This window comes from Amycolatopsis sp. CB00013, assembly GCF_001905755.1.
In the GTDB taxonomy this organism is placed as follows: domain Bacteria; phylum Actinomycetota; class Actinomycetes; order Mycobacteriales; family Pseudonocardiaceae; genus Amycolatopsis; species Amycolatopsis japonica.
On sequence record NZ_LIWC01000006.1, the window covers coordinates 50573 to 73672 of the forward strand.

13 protein-coding genes are annotated in these 23100 nt (G+C 70.2%); 6 read left to right on the forward strand and 7 right to left on the reverse strand.

Annotation, left to right across the window (positions count from 1 at the left end):
- Positions 1 to 2: 2 nt before the first annotated feature.
- Genes AMK34_RS33655 through AMK34_RS33665 form a run of 3 tightly spaced genes read right to left on the reverse strand, consistent with a single transcriptional unit; the run spans position 3 to position 10426 of the window.
- A complete protein-coding gene (locus AMK34_RS33655) occupies positions 3 to 9710 on the reverse strand; it encodes a WXG100-like domain-containing protein (RefSeq protein ID WP_073848063.1) in 9708 nt (3235 codons plus the stop codon).
- Between the two features lie 15 nt (positions 9711 to 9725).
- Positions 9726 to 10052 (reverse strand): hypothetical protein, encoded by a 327-nt coding sequence (locus tag AMK34_RS33660; RefSeq protein WP_073848064.1) that lies wholly within the window; start codon positions 10050 to 10052, stop codon positions 9726 to 9728.
- Positions 10049 to 10426: a YbaB/EbfC family nucleoid-associated protein gene (locus AMK34_RS33665; RefSeq protein ID WP_083650080.1), complete on the reverse strand. Its 378-nt coding sequence runs from the start codon at positions 10424 to 10426 to the stop codon at positions 10049 to 10051. Before AMK34_RS33665 ends, AMK34_RS33660 begins: the two co-directional genes overlap by 4 nt.
- Positions 10427 to 10544: 118 nt before the next feature.
- Between AMK34_RS33665 and mycP the strand changes: the two genes are divergently transcribed.
- Positions 10545 to 11831, forward strand: a complete 1287-nt coding sequence (gene mycP, locus AMK34_RS33670) for a type VII secretion-associated serine protease mycosin (protein ID WP_241832925.1) — start codon at positions 10545 to 10547, stop codon at positions 11829 to 11831.
- 70 nt (positions 11832 to 11901) lie between these two features.
- Here mycP and AMK34_RS33675 read toward each other — a convergent pair whose 3' ends face one another.
- Entirely contained in the window at positions 11902 to 12216 is a 315-nt protein-coding gene (locus tag AMK34_RS33675) for a hypothetical protein (RefSeq protein WP_073848067.1), read from the reverse strand.
- A 12-nt stretch (positions 12217 to 12228) separates the two neighbouring features.
- On the reverse strand, positions 12229 to 12564 hold the full coding sequence (locus AMK34_RS33680; protein WP_038509471.1) for a hypothetical protein: 336 nt from the start codon (positions 12562 to 12564) through the stop codon (positions 12229 to 12231).
- Positions 12565 to 12698: 134 nt separating this feature from the next.
- On the opposite strand from AMK34_RS33680, the gene eccCa reads away from it, so the two are divergent.
- From eccCa to AMK34_RS33705, 5 genes are all read left to right on the forward strand, one after another.
- Positions 12699 to 16673 carry a type VII secretion protein EccCa gene (eccCa, locus tag AMK34_RS33685; RefSeq protein WP_073848068.1) on the forward strand — a complete coding sequence of 1325 codons (3975 nt, stop codon included), beginning with the start codon at positions 12699 to 12701 and terminating at the stop codon, positions 16671 to 16673.
- Between the two features lie 95 nt (positions 16674 to 16768).
- On the forward strand, positions 16769 to 17152 hold the full coding sequence (locus AMK34_RS33690) for a hypothetical protein (protein ID WP_038509468.1): 384 nt from the start codon (positions 16769 to 16771) through the stop codon (positions 17150 to 17152).
- Between the two features lie 17 nt (positions 17153 to 17169).
- Complete coding sequence (locus AMK34_RS33695; protein ID WP_073848069.1) at positions 17170 to 18501, forward strand: hypothetical protein; 1332 nt, start codon at positions 17170 to 17172, stop codon at positions 18499 to 18501.
- 10 nt (positions 18502 to 18511) lie between these two features.
- Positions 18512 to 18928 carry a hypothetical protein gene (locus AMK34_RS33700; RefSeq protein WP_038509464.1) on the forward strand — a complete coding sequence of 139 codons (417 nt, stop codon included), beginning with the start codon at positions 18512 to 18514 and terminating at the stop codon, positions 18926 to 18928.
- Between the two features lie 10 nt (positions 18929 to 18938).
- Positions 18939 to 20150: a hypothetical protein gene (locus AMK34_RS33705; protein WP_073848070.1), complete on the forward strand. Its 1212-nt coding sequence runs from the start codon at positions 18939 to 18941 to the stop codon at positions 20148 to 20150.
- A 73-nt stretch (positions 20151 to 20223) separates the two neighbouring features.
- Here the strand turns inward: AMK34_RS33705 and eccB are convergent, their stop codons facing one another.
- Both eccB and eccD read right to left on the reverse strand, forming a co-directional pair.
- A complete protein-coding gene (gene eccB, locus AMK34_RS33710; RefSeq protein WP_073848071.1) occupies positions 20224 to 21657 on the reverse strand; it encodes a type VII secretion protein EccB in 1434 nt (477 codons plus the stop codon).
- 4 nt (positions 21658 to 21661) lie between these two features.
- Entirely contained in the window at positions 21662 to 23044 is a 1383-nt protein-coding gene (gene eccD / locus AMK34_RS33715; RefSeq protein WP_073848072.1) for a type VII secretion integral membrane protein EccD, read from the reverse strand.
- Positions 23045 to 23100: the final 56 nt, after the last annotated feature.

The window sequence follows — 23100 nt, forward strand, 5'->3', positions numbered from 1 at the left end:
GATCACTCCTCCGTCTGCGTGTTCTTGGTGACCACGACTTCGAGTTTGGCGAAGTCGTCCTCGATCCGGACTCCCTGCGTCGGGTACCAGGCCCGCATCGCGACATTGGTGCCGTGCCATTTGGGCTTGATGTCGGTCCAGAACTCGACTCCCCTGCGTCCTTCCGGCAACGGGCCGCGGTAGGCCTGCACCACCGGCGCGCTGTCCCCGTAGACGGGTGCCCTGCCCCAGATCTCGCGGGACGCCGACTGCATCCCGGCCACGCCGGCGTTCTGGCTCGTGCTTTCCAGCCGATGGAACGGACCGTACCGCGCCGGGGCGCCCGGCGGCGCCGGATCGGCGTCCGCGATCAGCTCGAAATCCGGGCTTCCGCCGTATCTCAGGACCAGGTCCGCCCCGGCCTCGAGAAACCCGTCCGCCGGTTTCCCTTCCGCCCCCACGTAGAGGTACACCACCTTGCCACCGGGTGGTACGACCCCGCGGTCGAAGGGGCGGGAATCCGGTGAGACGGCACCTCTGGCGAAGACCCGGACCTCGGTCCCGTCGACGAGCCGCCCGTGCAGGTCGAGTCCCGCCACGAGCTCCACGGTCTTCTCGATCTTCAGGCCCGGCAAGCCCAGCGCCGCCAGCCGCCGGGAGCTCAGTCCGCTCAAGCCCTTCGCTGCGCTTTCGAAGGGAACGTCGGTGAACGGCAGCAGGGCGAGGGCGACCGGCCGCTCGGGCAGTTTCAGCAACCAGCCCGTCTGCGGGTCGAGGAACACGATCCCGTATGGCCGCCGAACCACCAATGCGACGTGCTCGCGTGCCAGTCCGTCGTCTCCGGTGTGGACGATGTCGATGACCGCCATCGCGCCGACCGGACGGGAATTCATCGCGGCGATGACACTGTCGTAGCTCACGCCGTGACCGGTCTCCCACACACCTCCGAGGCGGTCGGAGACATACGCCAGCGTCGCGGCTTCCTCCGGCAGGACCGGACCGGCCGTCACCTCTTCACCACGCAGGCGCAGCACGAAGGCGACCACCGCCTTGGTGCAGTTCGTCCGGTAGCCGTCTCGCTCGGCGTCGGGCGAGTGGCCGTTCGGATTCGTCTTGGGCAATTCGGGGAACTCCGCCGCGATGAGCCGTTCCGCGTCGGCCCGCCGCACGGAGCCGTCGTGGATCGACGGCGACGAAGTGAGCGGCGTCGCCTTGGCCAGCTTCGAGAAGTCCGCTTGTGACGACGCCGATGCCGCGGTGCGGTTCCGCCACGTCGGCAGCCAGCTCCCCGCACCCCGGGGCACGGTCCCCCAACCGGTACTGGCCGGCCAGTCCAGTGTGTCCAGTATCGGTGGCGAACTCCACGGTGCGGGGAGCGCCGCCGCGGCACTGGTCTTGCCGGGACCGGACGGCCAGTCCGGGGCGGGTTCCTGAGTCGCCTTCGCCCAGTCCGCCGAACTCAGCCGCTGGTAGCTCACGATGGCGTTGTTCAGGTCCGCGTTCCCCACCCAGACCGGTTCGCCGTTGCCACTCCGGCGATAGTGTTCCAGCAGCGTGACCACTCGGTCGGCGAGCCGCGCGAGTTCGACGACGGCCAGTCGCCGCGCACCGATCGTCTCGTAGTCGCCCCAGTCCTTCGTCGTGTCGAGCCGGGTGGACTCCGCCGCGATGGAGCGCCGCGCTTCGAGGAGTGCGGCCTCGTAGGGAGCCGCCCAGTCCAGGTTCGGCCACAGATACTCGGCGATCTCGAGCGGTTTCAGATTACGGAGGGGCGTGGGCGGCTTTTCCGGCGGCCGGGCCGCCATGAACGCGGCGACCTGCCGCATGGCGTCGAACGCCTTCGGGGCCAGGCCGAGCACCGCGGGCCGGTCGGCCCGCCGTGCCTCCGCGGCGACCGCCTCGGCGGACATGGTCACCTTGGCGGTGACGAACCGCTCCGTCTCCGCCTGCTCCGCGGCCCTCTTGTCCGCCTTCTGCTGGTTGGTCGCGGCGATGTTCTTGTCGCTCGCTTCGAGTTCGGCCTTCCGGTGCCACCATTTGCGCCAGCCGATCACCGGCCCGGCGGCCGCGACCGCGACGGCGGAGACCGCGAGTGCCGGACTCGCCCCGGACAGCTCGACGGCCCCGACGGTGGCCGCGGCGCCGATCGCCGAAACCCTCGTGTAAGCCTTCATGAAGTCCGCTTTCGAAGCGAATCCGGGACGGATCGCCGCTTCGTCCGTTGTGGAAACCGATCGCGGCTCCGTCTGCGGCGGCTTCGGCGAGCCGAAGAGAACCGCCGCGTCACGCAACCGCCCCCAGAAGCCGGGCCGCGGCCCGACCGCCGACTCGGCCAGCTTCAGAATCCCTTCGCGTTCCTTCGCCACCTGTGGACTCGCGAGATAACGCAGTTGCCGCTCATCGAAGGTCCGCCTGGCGACGGTGTGCTCCAGTTCGGTCTGGTCGAGCTTGTTCAACTGCCAGACCGCGATGAACAAGGTGGCGAGACTGCGGCCTGCGCCATAGGCGAACATGGATTCGAAGAGGGTCAGATGCCGCGCGAGGAACGCGCTCTGGTCGAGCGTCCCCGCGGCGGTGCCCCGGAACGTCCGCCTGACGATCTCACTGAAGTAGGGCAGGATGTCCGGTGTGTTGGCCGCCTTCCCCAGCCCGAGCGGCTTCGGATCGCGGTGCGCGAGACTGAGACTCTTCGGTTCTGGGCCGGGGTCGAGACCGAGACGCTTCGCCAGGTCCACATAGACCTGGACGTCGTAGGCGGCCAGCAGGTGGTCCAGCTCCCTGGCGTTGTCATCGATCTTCCTGAGCTCTTCTCCCTTCTGGATCTGCGTCCGCCGCCGTTCGGCGAAGGGCTGCAAGAGCGCGGCGACCCCCGCGAGAGCGGCGATGCTGAGCACGGACGCCCCTGTGAGTCCGAGGGGGATGCCCACGCAGATCCCGACACCCGCACCGGTCAACGGCGGCAGGGCGAACCGCCGGACGTGCTTCCCCAGACTCTGGGCGAGATCGGGCCGCGGCCCCAGCCGTGCGAGACCCGCCTGTCGTTCGGAGGGTGCGGACGGCCCGTGGTGGGCGGGCACGCCGACCTGAGCCAAGTGACCACGTACCTGTCCGGCCGACGCGGCGCCGGCGTCGATCCTGCGTGCGGTGGCGTCGTACACCCGTCCCTTGGCGACCTGTTCGTCCTTGGCGATCTCCCATTTCCGGGCCATCCCCGCACCGAGCAGAGCGTTGACCAGACCGAAAACCGCCCAGGCGATGCCACCTCCCCCGGAGCCCAGCATCATGAAGACACCCGCCGAGATACCCGACGGGAGGACACTCGTGTAGAGGCCGGTGACCGCGTGGGTCTTCGTCGCGAGGTAGCCGTCCGTCACCTTCGGCGGGAGGTGGCGCCGGACCTCCCACCTACCGGGTTCGCCCGCCAGCGCCGCAATACGGTAGTCGCTCCCGCTCTGGTTCGGATCGAGACCGAGGCGGCCCAGCAGTTCCACGATCGCCTTGCGCGTGCGGGCACGCGCCGGTGGATTCAGCGCGGTCCGCTGGAATTCGCGGTCGAGGACGACGACCTGTGCGAGATGTCCGCGGTCGGTGGGAGTCAGCTCCGGCCTGCGGTCGAGATCTCCCTCCGGGTCGAGATATCCCGGAATGGCGGACCCGCCGTCGGCGAGATCGGCCGCGCCGGCGGCGAGGGCGTGAGCGAGCGCCCGGGGAACGGCGCCGGGAGCGAGCCGAGCCGACACGACGATCCGGAGGACGTTCCTCGCGGGGTCCCCGACCGGTCCCCGGGCTGATACCGACCACAGCGCCGCTCGGTCCCCGAGCCAGTCACCGACTTCGGCGACGACCGTGAACCGCTGATCTCCGTCACCGGCCACTATGGACGATCGGACGTACTCCGCGAGCACCGTCAGCCCGGCGTCCTCGACGGCTTGGGAGAAGGCGCGCGCGAGCTCGCCTTCCAGTTCCGGCCGCGCCGGCGCGGCCATGGCGGCACCGCCGATTTCGATCGACGTCCAGCCGCTACCGAGTGGCGGAGCCGGCCTGGCCGGGCGGGCCTTCGCCGCCTCGGCGGCCGCGCGGTCCAGCGCCGACGCGAGATCGCGGTGCTGTTCAGGTGTCAAGGAAGCGAGCAGCTTGGGGATTCGCCGCGGCTGGGGATGTTTGCGCGCCCCCGCCAGTTCCGCCGCGTGCGCACCCAACAGCCGGACGATGTCCGAATGCCCCGAAGCGGCCGCCTTCGCCATCGCCGCCTGACCGTCAGCGGAGAGTTGCTTCCACACCTTGGCCGGAACCTGGGTCGGCCTCGACGGAAGCGACGGCTCGGGAGTCCTCGCCGCCAGCACGGTGGTGGCTTTCACCGAAGAGGGCGGACGCTCGGGGTGCGGCCACTGGCGCTGCGGGTGCTTCTGCCGTTTACCGCCCAGCGGCCCGAATGGAGCCTGCAGGTCCATATCGGCCAGACCGGCCGCGAAGAGCTGGTCCCGGCGTCCTTGATTCCATCTGATCGGAAGCGCCGGTTTGCTTTTCGCGACCAAATCGACGTTCTGCAGGGGATCGAGGTGCAGGACCGCGTAGGCGCCGTCCGAGATCACCTGCTTGGCATAGGGAACGTCGACCTTCGACGCGAACAGCACGAAGAGCTTCGTGGGGCGGGCGGTGAAGTCCTCATGAGCGCCCTGGTTCCGGAGCTTGACCGCCAGATCGTCCTCGTACCTTTTGGTCCCGTAGTCCAGTTTGCTGCGCTTGACCTCGATCCACACCCTCGTGCCGTCCGTGAGCTCACCGAGGATGTCGATGTCGGACAACTCTTCGCCGTTCGGCCGGTAGATCTTGCGGTCCAAGGCGATGATCTTCAGTCCCGGCAGGCCGAGCCGCGCCAGCCTTTCCGGATCCGTATGACTCAGGTCCGCGAGCCGAAGCGCGCTGCGGAGAGTGGCTTCGAAACCCCTGAGGTTCTCCGGATTGCCGCCCACGTCCTTCGCGGCGATCTTGCCCGCCGGATCCAGACCGGTGAGTTTCTCGAACGTGAGCCTCAGGTTGCGGTGCAGCTCCTCGTACAGCTCGGCGACGTTGGTGACTCCGTGTCCGGCCAGCCTGTCTATGACCTGGTGAAGGACCAGCCACCTGTCGAGGATGGGACGAACGTCGTGGAAGAAGAGCGTGCGCCCCATCTCGGCGGCGGAAGTCGGCGTGACCTGTTCGGTGAACAGCCGGCGCAGGATGTCGAACCGGGCTGCGTCCAGGTCCGCGACCCGCTGCAGTGGGGTGCCTCGTACCGAGGTCAGCTCCCCGATCCGGTTGTTGAACTCGGACAGCGCGACCTGCAGGCCTTTCGTCTCGATCAGTTTCGCGAACGCTTGCTGCACGTCCACGGGCATCTTGTGCCAGGCCGGAACGAATTTGGGGGGCAGGTTGCCCGGTGGCGGAACCCTGGCCAGCCACTCCGCCAGCGAAGCGGACACGTCGCGGGAAAGCCCCTTCTCCTGTGCCAGCCAGGTCACGAAATTCGCCAGGGCGTAGCGGCCGGCCTTCGGTCCCACGGTCGCGGCCAGATCGGCGAGAGCTCGCTGTTCTCGGGCCTTCAGCTCTTCCCAGAGCGGGATCAGCTCGTCCGGCAGATCGGCGGGACGGGCGGGGGCGGCGGGCCGAGCCGGATGCGGCTCGTGGCGCTGGGGGTGCCGAGGCCGGACGTTGCGGGCGAAAAACGGGTCCAGCAAGGGAAGTTCGTCCGGTACCCGGCTTTCCCGCCCGTGGGGCAGCACCGCGTCGAAACCGAGCGCGCCCAGGTCCCCGGCGACCTGCTTGATCCCCGCGGTGCCTTCGAGCGATGCCGGGGCGCTGAGCACGAAGTACCGCTTTACGGCGGCGGACGACGGCGCGACCGACTTCGCCGCGCTGTCGAGCAAGTTCGCGGCGTCCTTCTCACTGGGCCCGGCGAGCCGCCCGACCGTTACCCACACCTCGGTTCCATCGGCGAGCCGTGCCTTGATGTCGATGGTGCCGAGAAGCTCACCCTCGGCTGAGAACACCGGTTCCCGGACGCCCTCGATCACCACCCCCCACGGTCCCTTCGCGGCGAGCTCCCAGGCTGCGACGAGGGCGGATTGCACGTTGTCCCGCAAGTTCCGCAGGAGTTCTTTGAGCCGCGGCAGGTCCCCGGTCGCTTCGAGCAGCTTTTCGACCTCCTCGGGCGGCAGGAATCCGGCCGCCCACATGAGCTGCTCGAGAAGTTCTTCGTGCTCCCGGACCGCCTTGTCGTAGGCGGTTATCGTGTCGGAGTTCAGCGAAATCGTGTAGGGGAACCAAAGCCCTTCGGGCGAACCGAGGATCTGGTACTCGGGCTTGGGCTTTCCCTCGGTCGCGGGTCGTGGCCTGACCGGCTGTGCGTCGAGGATTCCCTCCAGCCGTTCACGGAAGGCCGCCCGTTGCGCGTCGGTCAGCGACGCGAGCCGGTCCGGGAGTCCGATTCGGTTCGGGATACCGGGCTTCCCCGTCAACTCCGTCAGGACGCGTTCCAGGATGAACGCGATGTTCACTCCGGCGGCGGCGAGTGCGTCGAGGAGGTCGCGCTCGGTTTCGGTCAGCAATTCCCGGATTTCGGGAGGAACCACGCTCGGCTGGTCTTCCCTGGGGCCGAGAGGGAAATCCGGCGCGATCGGCTGGTGCCGGGACGGGATCTCCACCGGCCAGGCGGGCACCGCGTGCTCGGGCACCGCGGACGGTCGCGGAGGTGGAGAGGTGACGGGCGCGCCGGGCCACGGCGGATTCGCCGACGGCAGCACGGGAACCGACTCGTCCGGCAACAAGGGCAGCTCGACGGGAGCCGGGTCGACCGGGCGAACGGTGACGTCGGGTGGGTCGACGGGCGGGACGATCTCCACGGGCGGGCGATCCGGCCCACCGGGGGTCAGCGGGGAAACCGGATCGGCGACGCGGTCCGGAACGGCGGGAAGTTCCAGCGGCCGCTCCGGTACGCGCGGCGGCTCGGGGTACACCGGCCGGTCCGGGCCGACGGGTGCCACCGGGACCGTCGTCCGGCCCGGCGGGTTCCGCACCTCGCCGGGAGGACGTGGGAAGTCCACGGTGGCCGGTGGCGGGAAGCCCACCACCGGCGCGGGCGGGGTCCCCACGACCGGCCGCGACGGGAAACTCGTGGGAGGGCGGACCGGATCGCCGATGGCGGGCAGCCTCGGATCGGTCACCCGGGGGAGGCCCCCCGCTTCACCCGAGCGCACCTTGTCCGGATCGGGCTTCACCGTCAGCGGCTCCGCCTCCGGATGTGGAAGCGGCTTGGGAGCGCCCGAAATCACGTCGCCGATGGTGGCCTGTTCGGCGAGCCGAGCGGTGGCCGGGCTCGGCGAAGACCGGGTGGAGTGGACCGGCTGCGCAGGCTCGGCCCGCGCAACCGGTGCCTCCGCCCGGGCGCCCGCGGCCGACTGCTCGACCGCGCGTTGGAGCGCGGGGGTGACGGGATCCAGCACCGCGGTCGCGACGCTGCCTCCCCCCGTTTCCGGTGCCGGCCCCGACCCGTCGTCGGTCCGTGCGCGACCGGAACCGCCGGGGCCACTGGGTGGCGGCTCGTCCGGCGTCCTGTCCGGCGAGCCTGGCGTGCCTTCCTCCGGTGAGTCCCCAGGGCGGCGCGGCCCGGGTTCGCCGTCGCCTTTCCACTGTCCGCTCGCCCGCGCCTCCTCGATGCCCACGTGCCCGGCTTCGCCCAGCTTCCCTCGCGCGAGGTCGTCCAGGCGGAGGACGTCCCGGGGGTTCACGGGAGGTCCGTCGTCGCCGTGGCGAGGACCGTCGCCGTCGGCGTGTTCCCCCGGCGCACGGCCTCCCTCGTGACTGCTGTGCTGGGGAACGGTCCTGCCGTTGTCGCCGCCTCGCGGGGTGAGCGACTTCGCCGGTGGTTGCCCTTGTTTGCCTTGATCACCGAGTCGCTCGGTGTTCGCCGGGGGACGCTCACGATGCACGGGATGCGCGGCGGCGTTGTCCGATGGCGGCCCTGAAGGGTTGTCGGCCTTCCCGGTGTTCGGAGTGGACGGTTCCACGCCCCGAGGTACCTCGGGCGGCGGGTCTCCCTTCCACCTTCCGCTCGCGTGGGCCTCCGCCGCACCGGCACGGCCGGCCTCGCCCAGCTTGCCGTTGGCCAGCTCGTGCATGCCGACGGTGTCGAACACGTTCGTCGGCGGATGCCCGGCCTTCACCGGGGATTCCTGTCGCTGCGGCGAAGGCGGCGGAGGCGGTTTGTCGCCCGGCCCGTTGGGGGCGTGGTGTTCCGGACGGCCGCCCGGCCCGGGTGTCTCGGCGAGATCGGCGCTCCGGGCGGGTTGACCGGCATGCGGCGGCTCGGCCGCGAGTGACTGTTTCGGCGGGGTCGACGGCGGATCCGGTGTATGAGGCGGGCGGCCGCCGGGGCCTGCGACGCCGCTGTCCGGATCGCGCGGACTGTTCCCCCCGGTGTCGTGCGGCCGGGCCGCCGGGAAATCGGCGCTGGGACCGGCGTGCCTCGCCAGGCTTTCCCCGACCGAACCCGGCAGCGGTCCGAGCGGGTTCCGGATGACCTGCGCGGCGGTCTCCGCACTGATCCCGCGGTCGCCCCTGACGACACTCCGGACCTTCTCGAGAGCGTGGGGCGCGTTCCTGATTGCCAGTTCGGTGACCGTGGGGACCTTGACCAGAGCCTCCCCGCCCCGCCCCAGTCGCGCTCCGGCACCCGACACCACCTTGCCGACGCCCGAAAGGCCGGAGACCCGGCTGGCGGCCGCCCCCGCGCGCGAGATGCCCGCCCCGGCGGCGCGCGTGACGGATCCGGCCCCGCGCAGGCCCACGAGGGCGGCGACGTTCACGAGCGTTCCGCCGAGGGCGTGCCCCGGATCCTCTCCCCACTCGCCGTAATGGATGAACTGCTTCCCGAAATCGAGCAGCACCCCACCCAACTCGCCGCGCTCTCCCCCCGGCAGACCGACGACGAGGTCCACCCAGCCGAGGCCATGGGTGTACGCCTGCACGGCCGCGCCGAGCTTGGCCATCCCGCCCCATGCGAGCACGGCGTTCGACAAGCTCCAGCTGGAGCCACCGAAGGGGCCGTCCGCGTAGCCGATCAGGCCACCCATCATCTTGGCCAGGTTGACAAGTCCGTCGTAGATCCCGCCGACGAAACCCGGGTTGGCGATCTTGGGAGTGGCGGCGGGCGCGCTGTCCGGATCGGTGATCAGCGCGGCCGCGGCCGTCACCAGTTCCGCGATGTTCTTCGCCACGGCCCTGGCGAAGAACCGCTGTGCCGCCTCACCTCCGGGATTGAGCAAGGATCCGCCGTCATCCAGGTGGCTGTAGATGAAGCTGTGATAGGAGATCGTTTCCCGGATCTGGGTCTTGACGAAGTCGAGGATCTCCGCGTAGCCGTCGTAGGCCTTTCCCAGCCCCTCCATGGCGGGCGGGACCTCCCTGACACCGCCTTGACCTTCCAGGGTGCCGTTGTTGATCCTGGTTATGCCGTCATACAGCGCATAGCCGTTGGGATCGGGCCAGGACGTGCGCAAGCCCTGCGCGATGAGGTTCGAGGAGTCGACGGCCGTCTTCAGCGCGGCCGCGCCGTCCTTCCACGCCGTGGCCATCGCGCGAGCGGCCGTCTCGCTGTCCGGCGGCCAAAGGCTGTCCTTGGCGTAACCGCCCTCGGTGAGGACGGCGTTCCACAGGTCGCCGCCCGGCTCGCGGATGTCGCCCTCGCCGCTCATGGTCTCGGTGGTCCCTCAGGAAGACAGGGCGTCGGTCGCCGCGGCTTCGCCGTCCAGGTAGTACCCGACGGCCTTCTTCCCGCCGTCCGCCGCTCCCTGATAGAAGCCGGGCATCTGGTCGACGATCTTGCTCACTTCGTTCGACGGCGTCTCCAGTGCACCTTTCAACGCGATACCCATGGGACCGCCGAAAAGCGCGCCCGGCGCCTTGATCCGGTCGTGGGCGCTCTTCCACCCGTTCGCGAGATTCGTGCTCGCGGTGCGCAGTTCGTCCAGCTTGCCCTGGGTCTCGACGGGATAGATGTCGATGAACCCGTCGGCGTTCCAGTCGACGCCCGTCATCGCGGGTCTCCGGCGACCTGCCGGTCGAGTTCGTGCAGGAACGGGTCGAGCCGCAAATCCGTCGTCTCGGCGGTCGCGTCCGGCGGGAGGTAGTCCGCGGCGATGGCGACTCCCTCTTCCTTCGCCAGAACGACCGCCCGCTGGAAGGTTTCCACGATGGCCCGCGCCAGCGCCACCGAATCCGGAGTGCGGTAGATACGGGGATCGAGCCAGAGATCGTGCACCTCGCCGGTGCCACCGATGGTGATGCTGATCAGTTCGTCGTCGGATTCCGCGGTCGCCCGGATCTCGGCCAGGCGCTTCTTCATCGCCCTGACGTCCTCGGCCATCCGCTCGTACTCGGCGTACATGCCGAGGCGCAAAGATGTGTCCACCGGCCCTCCTCGATCGGTTCCGGTCCAGTGTCGCCACGACGACCGGGGCCGGGGCGTCCATGGCCTGTTTCTGCCACGAGTGCGTGAACCGGTGCCCCGCGAGCGGAACATGAGGGCGATGAGACGACTTCGGATGGCGGCTGCCGTCGCCGTGCTGACCATGACTGTCCTTCAGACGCTCGGCGGCACGAGCGTGGCGAACGCGGCTCCGCCCGCCGGGGCCTGCCATGACGCCGCTCCCGCCCGCGCCCAGGTGCGCGCGCAACCCTGGGCGCAGCAGGTCCTCGCACCCGAAAGAGCCTGGCCGCACAGCCGGGGAGCCGGTGTCCTGGTCGCGGTGGTCGATTCCGGGGTGGACGCCGACCATCCCCAGCTGCGCAGGCCGGGGAAAGTCCGCGCGGGAAGGGATTTCTACCTTTCAGGTGGCCACCCCGGCGCTTTCGACTGCGTTTCGCACGGCACGGGTGTGGCCGGCATCATCGCCGCGGATCCCTTGCCCGGCATCGGTTTTCGCGGGGTTGCCCCGGACGCGGAGATCCTGCCGGTCCGGGTGAGCGACCGGGATCTCGGCGACCAGGGAGAGCAGCTGCGGATCGACCCGCAGGTCGTCGCCAACGGCGTTCGCTACGCCGCGGACCAGGGCGCGAAGGTGATCAACCTTTCGCTGGCCGGATTCGACGACTTCGCCGTCATCCGGGACGCCGTCGCGTACGCGGTGTCCCGGGACGCTCTGGTGGTCGCCGCGGCGGGCAACGGCCAGCGGGACGCGACGATCGCCTTCCCGTCCTATCCGGCCTCCTACGACGGCGTACTCGGCGTCGGCGCGGTGGACATCAACGGTGCCAGGATGACCGGCTCACAGATCGGGTCCTATGTGGACCTGGTGGCCCCCGGCGCCAAAGTTCTGACCGCGGCGAGAGTGGACGGCCACGCCTACGTCGACGGCACCAGTTTCGCCACCCCGTTCGTGGCGGGCACCGCGGCATTGGTGCGCGCCGCCTGGCCCCGGCTGTCCGCACCCGAGGTCGCCCGGCGGCTGATCGCGACGGCCGCACCGTCGCGCGGCGGGAACGGCAGCGCGGCTTACGGCCATGGTCTGGTCGATCCCTATCGTGCCGTGACCGACGGTCTCGACACCCGCGCACCGGACGTGCTGCCCGCCCACGCCCCCCGCCCACCGGATCAGGCGCGGCTCGACCGGGCCGCGACGGAGGAGAGCATCGCGGAAACGGCACAATGGTGCACCGTGGCCGTGGTCGGCGCACTCGCCTTGACCTTGCTGATGGCATTGGTGGTGCCACGCGGCAAACGTCGCCGCTGGCGAGCGGGCCGGGCCCGAGCGGTGCCCGTCGAACCGCGGATCATCGAGCCACCGGAGCAGGTTTTCCTCATTTCCGGCCGGTAGGAAGTGTTTCCGCCCCACCGGCATGCCGAATGCCCGGCGCTGCGACGCGCCGGGCATTCGGTGTTCCGTGTTACGCCATACCCGCGTTCCCGAGGGCGTTGCACGCGCGGCCGAGCGCGTCCTGGCATTCGACGCCGGCCTTGCCCCAACCCTGGCTCACGGCGCGGTGTCCGTCGGCGGTTTCGAGGTTCTGGTTGTGGCTGCGCTGGTTCACCTGAAGGTACTGCTGGCCGCTTTCGTCGTACCAACCGTCGGTGGCGAGGGCACGCGCCCGCTGAAGTCGTTCGGCGGAGGCGTTCTCGATGCTGTCACCACCGTCGCGATACGTCCGGCCGCCGGTCTCCCCGGCCGCGAAGTCCCATTTGAAGTGACCGTCTACCGACATTTCCTACCCCTTTCAGGCCTGGTTCCCGATGACCTTCGAGACTTGCGAGACGCTGTTGTGCAGCGAGTTCTGGGCGCCGTCCTGACCGCTGCCGAGGATGTTCACCGCGGTCGTCGGGTTTTCGACGAGGGCCTGCTGGCCCCAGTTGAGGAGCCGCCTGTGGCTGTCGCCGGTCACCTCGTTGGTGCTGAACGCCGCGGACTGGACGACGCCCGCCATCCCGCCGGAGGCCAGCTCGGTGATCTGCCTGCCGAGGGAGTCGGCCCCGGCAAGCTGTTCGCTTTGACTGGTGTCACCGAAGCTGATGCCACCTCGCGCCATCGCGAAATCGATATTGACTTCGGGCATTCTTCGCCCCTCCTTGTTCTGACGTGAAATGTCTGTGTCACCGAAGCTAGTTCCGGGAGAGGCTCCGTCCCGGCGGACGGCACGTTCCTGCCAACGCCCCCTTTCGCGGCCCCCGGACGCGAACCATCGGGTGGGTGGCGACAGTCGTGGTGAAGAGACCGATGCGCAGGCCCGCTCCGGAAATGCCGGCGGGCGAGCTGATCCTGCAGGCCCCGCCGGAGATCCCGCCCCCACCGGGCAGGCAGTGGGCGCAGGTGCTCACGGTGCTGCCGATGGTGGCCATGATGGCGGCGATGCTGCTGATGTACTCCGGCAGCATGACCGGATCCCTGCGCTTCGTCATCTACGGGATGATGGGTGTCGCCATGCTCGGCATGGTCGTCATGGGATTCCTGCAGGGCGGCGGCCCGAGCAAGCGGGAGATGGCCTACGCCCGGCGCAAATATCTGCGCCACCTCGCCCAGCACCGGCTGCGGCTGCGGCGTTCGGTGCGCCGCCAGCGGGAGGCGATGGAATATCTGCACCCGGACCCGGCGTCGCTGTGGTCCCTGGTGTCGAGTTACCGGCTTTGGGAACGCCGCAAGGACGACGTGGATTTCGGCGTCGCGCGGATCGGACGCGGCCCGCAGAACCCGGCCGCCACCCTGATCGCGCCCGACACGAAACCGCTCGAGGAGCTGGAACCGCTGTCCGCACTTGCGTTGCGCCGGTTCCTCACCACCTACTCCAGCATCCGCGATCTGCCGATCGCCATCGCGATCAACGGGTTCAGCCGGGTGTACCTCCGCGGCGACCGGGACGCGGCACTCGGAGTGCTTCGGGCGATGCTTGCGCAACTGGCCGCCCTACACTCACCGGACGACCTGCGAGTGGCCGTGTGCACCGGCGAGGATCGCCGCACGGACTGGGAATGGGTCAAGTGGCTGCCGCACGCCCAGCACTCCGAGCGCACCGACCTGCTCGGCCCGTTGCGGTTGGTGGCCCCCACCGTCCCGGCGCTGGAATCCATGCTGGAGGAGGAACTGGTCAAACGGCCGAGATTCGACCCGGAGTCCGACGGCCGAGTACCCGGCCCGCATCTGGTGGTGGTGATCGATGGTGGTTCGGTAGCAGGCTCGGACCATCTGATGACCGGCGGCGGCGTCGAAGGCGTGACCGTCGTGGATCTGACGACCATGCCGCCGAGGGCGCTGGACCGGACGACCGTGGTGCTGGCCGTGGACGCCGGCGGGGAATTGCTCAGCGAGACCATCGACGGCGAGGCCACACTCGGCAAGGCGGACCGGCTTGGCCAAGCGGCGGCCGAGGGACTCGCCCGTCAGCTCGCCCCGCTCCGCCTGACCGCGGGACTGCGCGGCGACGCCCCGATGACCTCGGAGCTCGGACTGGCGGAGTTGCTGGAACTGGGTGACCCGTACCGGTTCGACCCGGACGACACCTGGGAGCCGAGGCCGAACCGGGACCGCCTGCGACTCAAGGTCGGTATCCAGCCGGACGGGTCTCCGATCGAACTCGACCTCAAGGAGTCCGCACAGGACGGGATGGGCCCGCACGGATTGCTGATCGGGGCCACCGGCTCCGGGAAGTCGGAGCTGCTGCGCACCCTGGTGCTGGGCCTGGCCATCACCCATCCCCCGAGCTCGTTGAACTTCGCGCTGGTCGACTTCAAGGGCGGGGCCACCTTCACCCGGCTGGACGCGCTGCCGCACACCAGCGCGGTGATCACCAACCTCGCCGACGAACTGCATCTGGTCGACCGGATGACCGACGCGATCAACGGCGAGCTGATCCGCCGTCAGGAACTGCTGCGCGCGGCGGGAAACTTCTCTTCCTTGCGCGACTACGAGAAGGCGAGGACGGCGGGTGCGCCACTGCCCGAGGTCCCCACCCTGCTCGTGATCTGCGACGAGTTCTCCGAACTGCTGTCCGCGAAACCCGACTTCATCGACATGTTCGTCCAAATAGGACGGGTGGGTCGATCGCTCGGAGTGCATCTCTTGCTCGCTTCGCAACGGTTGGAGGAAGGCAGGCTTCGTGGTCTGGAAACCCATCTGTCCTACCGGATCGGCCTGCGAACGTTCTCCGAAATGGAGAGCAGGGCGGTGCTCGGCGTCGCCGACGCGTTCAAACTGCCACGGGCTCCCGGACACGGCTTCCTGAAGGTCGGGACCGAACAGATGGACCGATTCCGCTCCGCTTACGTCTCCGGGGTGTACCAGCGCGGTAGCGACGGCGGAGCCGCTGTCGCGATGGGCGGGGAGCACCTGGTGCTGCACGAGTACACGACGACCTACGTCGCCGCCGAACTCGCCGCCGACGAGGAGGAACCGGAACCCGCGGAGGATCCGGACACCGCGGTCGGCGAGACCCTGTTGGACATCCTGGTCGACCGGCTTGAGGGTCGCGGCACACCTGCCCACCAGGTGTGGCTGCCGCCGTTGGACGCGTCTCCGACGCTCGACGGGCTGCTGCCCGGCCTGATCGCCCATCCCCGGCGCGGGCTGTCCCCCGGCGGCTCCGACGCGGCCGCGAATCTGCGGCCGGTGCTCGGGATCGTCGACCGGCCCTACGAGCAGCGGCGCGACCCGCTCACCCTCGACCTCTCCGGCGCGGCCGGGCACGTGCTGATCCTCGGCGCGCCGCGGACCGGCAAAAGCACCGCGCTGCGCACGCTGATCCTCAGCCTCGCCCTCACCCACACCCCGCGCGAGGCCCAGTTCTATTGCCTGGACTTCGGTGGCGGCACCCTCGCCTCGGTCGGTGGCCTGCCCCATGTCGCGGGCGTGTCCGGCAGGCTGGACACCGGCGCGGTGCGGCGGACCATCGCCGAGGTCGCCACTGTGCTGGCCAACCGGGAAAAGCTGTTCGCGGAGCACCAGATCGACGGCATCGCGACCTATCGCAAGCTTCGGGCTGAGGGCCGTTTCGGCGATCAGCCCCACGGCGACGTGTTCCTGGTGATCGACGGCTGGCAAACACTCAGGGGGGACTTCGAGGGCCTCGAAGACATGGTCGGTGACATCGCCGCCCGCGGGCTGTCGTACGGCGTACACGTCGTGACGGCCACCGCCCGTTCGTTCGATCTCCGGATGAACGTCCGGGATCTGTTCGGCAGCAGGCTGGAACTGAAGATCGGCGATCCCATCGATTCGATCATCGACCGGCGCGCCGCGATGAGTGTCCCGGCCGACGCCCCCGGACGGGGGGTCTCGATGAGCAAGCATCAGGTTCTCCTGGCCCTGCCGCGAACGGATGGCCGGAACACCACCGAAGACCTCGCGGAGGGCACGGCCGAACTGGTCGGGGCGATCGGCGCCGCGTGGCCGGGGCCGCCGGCCCCGTCGGTGCGGCTCCTGCCGGGTTTGCTTGCCTACGAGGAACTTCCCGCCACGGACGAGCTGAGTGGCCCCGACGCCGGACTCGCGGTCGGCATCCACGAGCGGGACCTGTCCCCGATGCGTCTCGACTTCGCCGCCGACCCGCACTTCTTCCTGCTGGCAGACACCGAAAGCGGGAAGACGGCCTTCCTGCGCACAGTGGCCCGCCGGATCGAAAACGCGTACCGGCCCGACCAGGCCCGCATCGTCGTGGTCGACCACCGGCGAGGACTGCTCGGCGAGATCGGCGACGACCACCTGCTCGGCAGCGGCACCAACGACGCGCACAGCCGCGAACTGCTCGGGGAGGTGGCCGAAGCGATGACCAAACGCCTGCCGGGCAAGGACGTCACGCCCGAACAGCTGCGCGCGCGCAGCTGGTGGGAGGGGCCGGAGATCTTCGTGCTGGTGGACGACTACGACATGGTCGCCACGCACAAGCAGCATCCGATGATGCCGTTGCTCCCGCTGGTCGCTCAGGGCTCCGACATCGGGCTGCACGTGGTGCTCACGCGCCGCTCGGGCGGCGCCGGAGCCGGGTTGTTCGAGCCGTTCCTGTCTCGCCTTCGCGAGGTCGGCACGCCCGGCCTGATGATGTCGGGAGACCGGGACGAAGGTCCGTTGCTGGGCGGTATGCGCGCGCAGGTACTCCCGCCGGGACGGGGCTGGCTGGTCGATCGCCGTGGCGGCAAGGGACTCGTCCAGCTCGCCTGGCTCGAGCCGCGGGCGTAGACCGGCTGGCCGGAACCGGCCGCCCACCCCCGGCGGCCCGGCTGGGGTGGTGGGCTTGATCAGCAGACCGACGCGAGCACGGAAAGGGAGGGAACATGAGTGGCAGGGTCGACGCTTGGATACCGGCGCTTCGGACGTTCGCCAACAATTTGCACCAGCAGGTCAACGCCATCCCGGCGCCCACGATCGACCGGGAACCGGGTGCCGGTTGCACGCTCATGCAGGAATGCGAGGCACTGGCCGCCGCGGACAAGTTCGTGACCGGCGAACTCAAAGCCTTCATGACCGCGGCCGCCGAAGGATTCCAGACCTTCGAAGACCTCGCCCGGCGATGCGCGAACGAATACCAGAGCGCGGGCGAAGCGGCCGCGACGGCGATCCAGGGATTGTCCGACAAGGTGAACCGTGGCCCGCAACCACCTTCCGCCCCCGCGCCGGACATCCCCTTGCTCGGAAATCCTTACGCGCCCAGCCTCTGACCGGGACGAGAAACGAAATGGCCAGTTATACGAGGTTTTCCCTCGACGAGCAGCTCAACATCCTCCGCGGCGAGATCGCGCACACCTATCCCGCGCTCAAACAGGCGAGTGAGATGTGGAAGTCCGTGCAGACCTGGCTCAACCCTGCGAGCCGTTCCCTGCGTGAGTCGACCAACGCGCTGGAACCGTTCTGGGACGACGAAGCCGGGCGCCGGATGGTCCAGTGGCTGCGCGACACTCACACCGGCTCGCTGGGTCCATGGGAACGCGCGGCCGCGGAATCCCATGTCGTGGAACATATCGACAAGCTCACCGCGATGCTCATCCTGAACGCGTTCACGTTCGCCTCGGAGGCTACGAAAGCGGCCAACGACCCCGACTACGAAGAAACGGCCAGGTCGGTCGTCGGCGCGAAACTCGACGAAATGGCGACACAATATCTACGCACCGGGCAGGCCATGCTCGCCGCTCGCAGTCGCCCCTGGAACGGGGCACGGGGCGAGGTCGACCCCGGCGTCGACACCAGTTCGTCTCCGGCAGGCCCGGGCACGCAAAACCCGGCGTCCCCCACCTCGCCGTCGAATCCGGCCCCCGGCCAGGAAACACCGGCGAACCCGGACCAGCCGCAGAGCCCCACCGAGGACCCGCTGCAGGACGCACTCGAGGCGGCACCTGGGGCACTGGACGCCTTGACCAGCGCGCTCGAATCGTTGCAGCAGCTGGCAGGTGGCGGACAGAGCATCCCCGAGCCGGCGGCGCTGCCGGATCCGACGGGCGGGCTGCCCTCGTGGGATCCGTCGTCCATGTCGCCGTCCGGGCTCGGTGACCCGTCGGGTATGCCGAGCCTGGCAGGCGGTGGCGGCGATCTACCCGGTGGCGGCGGCGGTGCCGGCGGGCCGGGTACCGGTCTGGGAGCGGGCGCCACGGCGGCGAACCCGGTATCGCCTTCCGGAACCGGTGCCGTCGGAACCGCACTACCGCCCGTCGCGACAGGGACCGGTGCGCGGTCCGCGGCCGGGACGGCGGGCTCCGGCGCGATGCCGCCGATGTATCCACCGCAGTCGGCCGGAGCGCGGGGAAGCGGCGGCGGGGTGAATCCCGGAAACGCCGACCGGGCCACCGGCAGGCAGCGTGAGCGGAAGCCCGGTGGCACGCCAGGTGTGTCCCTGATGGGTCGTGCGGGAAAGGGCCGGGCGGCGAAGGGGGCGGCGGCACCGTCCGCCCCACCCGGCGCACGGCGGGATTGGGACACGGAGAACGACGGCGTCCAGTTGCTCGACGAAGAACTGTGGCAAGTGGACCCGGTGCACAAGAACCAGGAAGAGCCGCGGTTCCACGCGGGACGATGAGGAGGGGCAGATGCCCGCAACCGAGATCAACGGCAACACGACGGCGATGAGCGCGTATTCCACCAAGCTCACCGCTCCAGCCCAGCCGTCGTCACTGACCCGGCCGGGGACGGCGGACATCGCCGGGATGTTCGAAGGGATCGCGATGTCCCTGTTGGACAAGGCCGCCGCCGCCGAGATGGCGGCGCTGCTGGCCAAGATCACCGAGGACATGGCCACCGATTCGACGACGGTCAAGGCGATCGCCGCCGACTACACCGCCGCGGACGCGGCCAGCGCGCTGACGCTCGCCACGTCGACCATCAAGCTCGCAAAGCAGGGTTTGAGCCTGCTGAAGCAGGCGTCGGGCTCCATCGGCCAGGCACCCGGATCCACCGAGGAAAAGACCGACACGTCCGCGGCCGACGGCTCGCAGACCCAAGCGTGAGGAGCGATCGATGATCCCCTACCAGCTGCTCCCCATCGAGATGCACGATGTGATGGCCCGCGCCGAAGCCAAAAAAGTCCCGGCCCTGCTCGAAGCCGCGACCATGTGGCGGGACGTGCGTGGCTGGATCGACACCACCGCCGCGGAGATCAGCACCCGGGTCGGCGAGCTCACTCCGGAGTGGACGGACGAAGCCGGACGGAAGCACGAAGAGAAGGTCCAGCGGACCCTGGCCGAGCTCAAGTTCTGGGGAGACCGGATCGATCTGGCCGACCCCGCCGGGAAACTGACGACGCTCGCCTCCGACGTTTCGGCGACCGCGGCCGCGGTGGCGACGTTCTACGCGGAGTACCGCATCGCCACCCTCACTCCGTTCGGCGCGGCAGCGGCTTTCGCCCTCCAGCAGGCGTCAGGCATGAAAATGACCGAACTGGGCGGGAACTTCGACTTCTCGATGCTCAGCGTCTGCGCGGCGGCCGGTATCCAATCACCGGCCGATCTGCTGCCCGCGCAGCAAGCCGTCTCGGCGGAGGGCAACTCCCCCGCGGACTTCATCGCCGCCGCCGAAGCCGGAATGACCGCGCTGACCGAACTCCAGAGCCTCGCCGAAACCGCGGGGTCGTTCGCCGACGGCGGATCGTCGGACATCGACCTGCCGACGACCGGCGACGGGGCCGGATCGGGCACCGGCTCGTCCGGGCTCTCGCTGGCAGGCCTCGGCTCCCTGCCGACGGTGCCAACGGCGGGCGTCGTTCCCCCGATCGGCGGGCTGCCGGGTGGTACCGGCACTCCGCCCATGCCGGCGGGACTGCTGGGCGGGATCGGGGCGGCCGCTGGAGCCGGTGGTCTTCCCGTCTCCGCGAAGCCGGTCGTCGGCAAGCGGGCCCCCAGCCTGGCGTCGGAGGTCCAGCCGGGCACGGCGAGCCCCACCGGAGCGAAGTCCGCGAGCACGGGGATACCCCCGATGACGCCACCACACGGCGGCGGCGGTCAGGCCACCGCGGGCACGCTACGGCCCGGCTCGGGCGACCAGCCGACCGGACGCAACGGGGCGGCGCGGAGGGAGTCTTCCGGCCGGAGCGACGGTGTTCCGGCGAAGCTGCGCGGCCGGGCCGCCAGCGGTAATCCGGACGGCGAGTTCACCTTGGCGCGCGGTCGCCGGTCGGATGAGTCGGACACGGGTTCGGTGCAGCTGCTCGACGAAGATCTGTGGCGGCGCTGAACCCGGACATGGCTGAAGGGAGCTTTCCCCGCATCGCATGCGGGGAAAGCTCCCTTCATCGCGTCAGGGTCCCTCAGCCGCCCAGGGTCTGGCGCCGCGCGGCGACCGGGTCGAGGCTCGGGCCCTCGGGCAGCCGCGCCACCAGGCCGGCGGGAAGCCGCACCGGACGCGCCGACGGGTACCCCAGCATCTTCAGCACATCGGGCGAAGCCAGCGGATAGCGGCGTCCCATGTCGGTCACCACGGTCAGCGTTCCGACAGCCGCGGAAGGGGAGGGCATCGCTTCGACGACGATCGCGCTGCCGGGCGGCACATGGACGCGGTCCGCGAGCGGGGTTCCGGAGGCGGTCCGGCGGGCGGTGGTGGACATCGGATCCGCGGGCGGCATCGAGGGATCGACGGTCAGTGAAGGAGCCGCGGAACCGTCGCCGAAGGTCGCGCACACGGTGGTGTCCTGGTCACGCAGGCGCGCGATGGCCGGGCGTGTGGCGGGTGCGGCGCCCACGTCGGCCTGGACGGGGTCCAGTTGCCGGGACATGGTCGCCAGTGAAGGCGGCAGCGGCACGGTTTTCGGTTCACCGCCGGGATAGGCGGCGAGCATCTGGGCGCTCGCGCGCTGGACGTCGTACTGCAGTTCGCTGATCGGCCGCAGGGCGTCCCGTTCGGCCAGATAGTGCTGCTGTCCGCCGCCGGAGGTCTGCACCATCAGCAGCATCCCGTTCCGGATGTCGGTCCGGCCCGGCACCGCGGTGGACACCTCGCCCGGCGCCGCCACCGGCAGCGGGCCGATCGGCGTGCCTTCCGGGAGCACGTCGAGCCACGCCCGGCCGACCCGCGCCCACGGCTCGGCGGTCAGCGCGAGTCCGGTGCCGACGGCGCCGTAGTCGGTGATCCGGTGCCGGTGCCCGCGCCACACGACGAACCGGTCGCCGGTCGACGTCGATTCCACCAGCAGCGCCTGGTCTCCCAGCTCCGCGCCGCCGGACGGCGAGGCGCCTGCCAGCAGCACCGATTCCTCGATCCTGCTGCCCGCCAGGTCGCTCGCGGGCGCGGAGCACAGCGACCACGATCCGGTGAGCAGTTTTTCGGGGCCGGGCAAGCCGTCGGGTGCGTCGGCGATGCCGATCCGGGGCCCTCGCGGGACTCCGGCGAGCGACTCGCGCGAAACCCGTTCCGTGGTGCCGTGTTCGCCGAGCAACAACAGGGCGGACGCGTAGTTCGCGACGGGATGCAGCCGTTCGTCCAGATAGACGTACCGGGTCCCGCTCTCCTTCTCCACGATGACGGCGGCGTTCTTACGCCACGCGTTGTTCCCGCCGGGCACGATCATCCCGTAGACCCCGACGCACGCCAGCGCCACGATCGCCAGTGCGACACCGGCGAAAGCGGCACCGGACGGACGGCGGAACGGCGGCTGCTCCGGGTCGGTCTCCCTCGTCACGAGCGCGGAAATCGCGCGCTGCACCAGGAATTGGTAAGCCTGCAGCTGATCCCGTTTGGACGCCATGGTTTCAGCCCCCCAGTCCGCGCACGTAGCCGTACAGGCCGAGCACCGAACACGCCACCGGGACGACGGCGATCGTCACCAGGATCTCGAAGTACTCGGCGATCCGGCCGAGATACGGGTTCGCGGCGCGGGTGCTCAGCACGACGCCGGAGGCGATCACGCCCGCCGCCACCGCCAAGGAGAGCGGCCCGGCCAGCACGAGCAGCAGCGAGCGGTCCGCCATGAGCGGGCCCGCCAGCAGGCAGCTGGCGCCGAAGATCCCGGCCACCAGGATCGGCGTCCGTTGCCGCAGGATCGGATACAGCCGCGCCCGCACCAGGAATCCGGCCGCGAGCAGGGCGACGAGGACCACTGCGGCCTCGCTGTCGCTGCGGATCAGGTGCAGCTGGCAGTACATGGCGACGATCGCCGCCCCGCCCAGCATCCCGGTGAGCAGCGCGTCCGCTCTGGCGACGGCGGCGTGCACGAGGTCGAGCGGTGGCTGGGGATCGTCGCGGACCAGATCCGCGGTCGACCGCGGCAGCACCGGCATCGGCACCCGGCCGAGCCGCAGCGACAGCGGCGCGAACGTGGTCGAGAGCACCAGCACCGCGCTACCGATCACCGCCGCCGACCGGTAGCCCGCCAGATCGTCGAAGGTGGCCAGCCAGCCGCCGAGCACGCCGAGCAGACCGACGGTGGCGGCTCCGGCGAACAGGGCGGGCGCGGCGGTCACCCCCAGGTGGCCGACGACGGCCGCGAGCAGCAAGGCCGCGCTCGCCAGCAACAGGTGCCCGGCGGACAGTTCGCCGATCGGATCGTCACCCGCCAGCAGCAGACCGCCACCGGCGAACGCGAACGGGAGCGCGACGGCGGCGAGTACCGCCCCGGCACCGGCGTCGCGCAGTGCCCGCGCGAGCAGGACACCCGCCGCCAGCAACAATGCCGAGACCGCCAGCGCCCAGGCCGCCGGTGACGTCCATGGCGGACCGGCGCGTAGTACCGCGAGCAGGCCGAAGGACATCGCCACCGCGCCGACGGCCAGCCCGGCCTGCCGCGTGTGCCGCGGCCCCCAGGCCTTGCCGGTGCGGCCGGAGCCGGTGGCGATGGCGTCCACGAGGTCGTCGTACTCGGGCTCCGGCCATTCGGCGCGGCGCGGCGTCAGATGGAGGATCTCCCCGTCCCGGACCCGGTGCGCGCCCAGCGTCCGGTCCAGATCGAAGGCCGTCCCGTCGGCGCGGCGCAACTGCCAGCCGCCGCCGGCGACGCCGTCGTCCGCCATTCCCTCACCCGCCCGCGCGAGCAGGCCGGGGAGGATTTCGGCGACGGACGCGTGTTCCGGCAGCGCCATGTCGATGCGCCGGTGCGGAGTGGTGATGGTGACCCTGACCAGGCCGGCAGTCTGCATGGGAAAAGGGTCGGCCAGCGACGGGTCCGCCGGGCACCGGCGGCAGGAACCTGCCG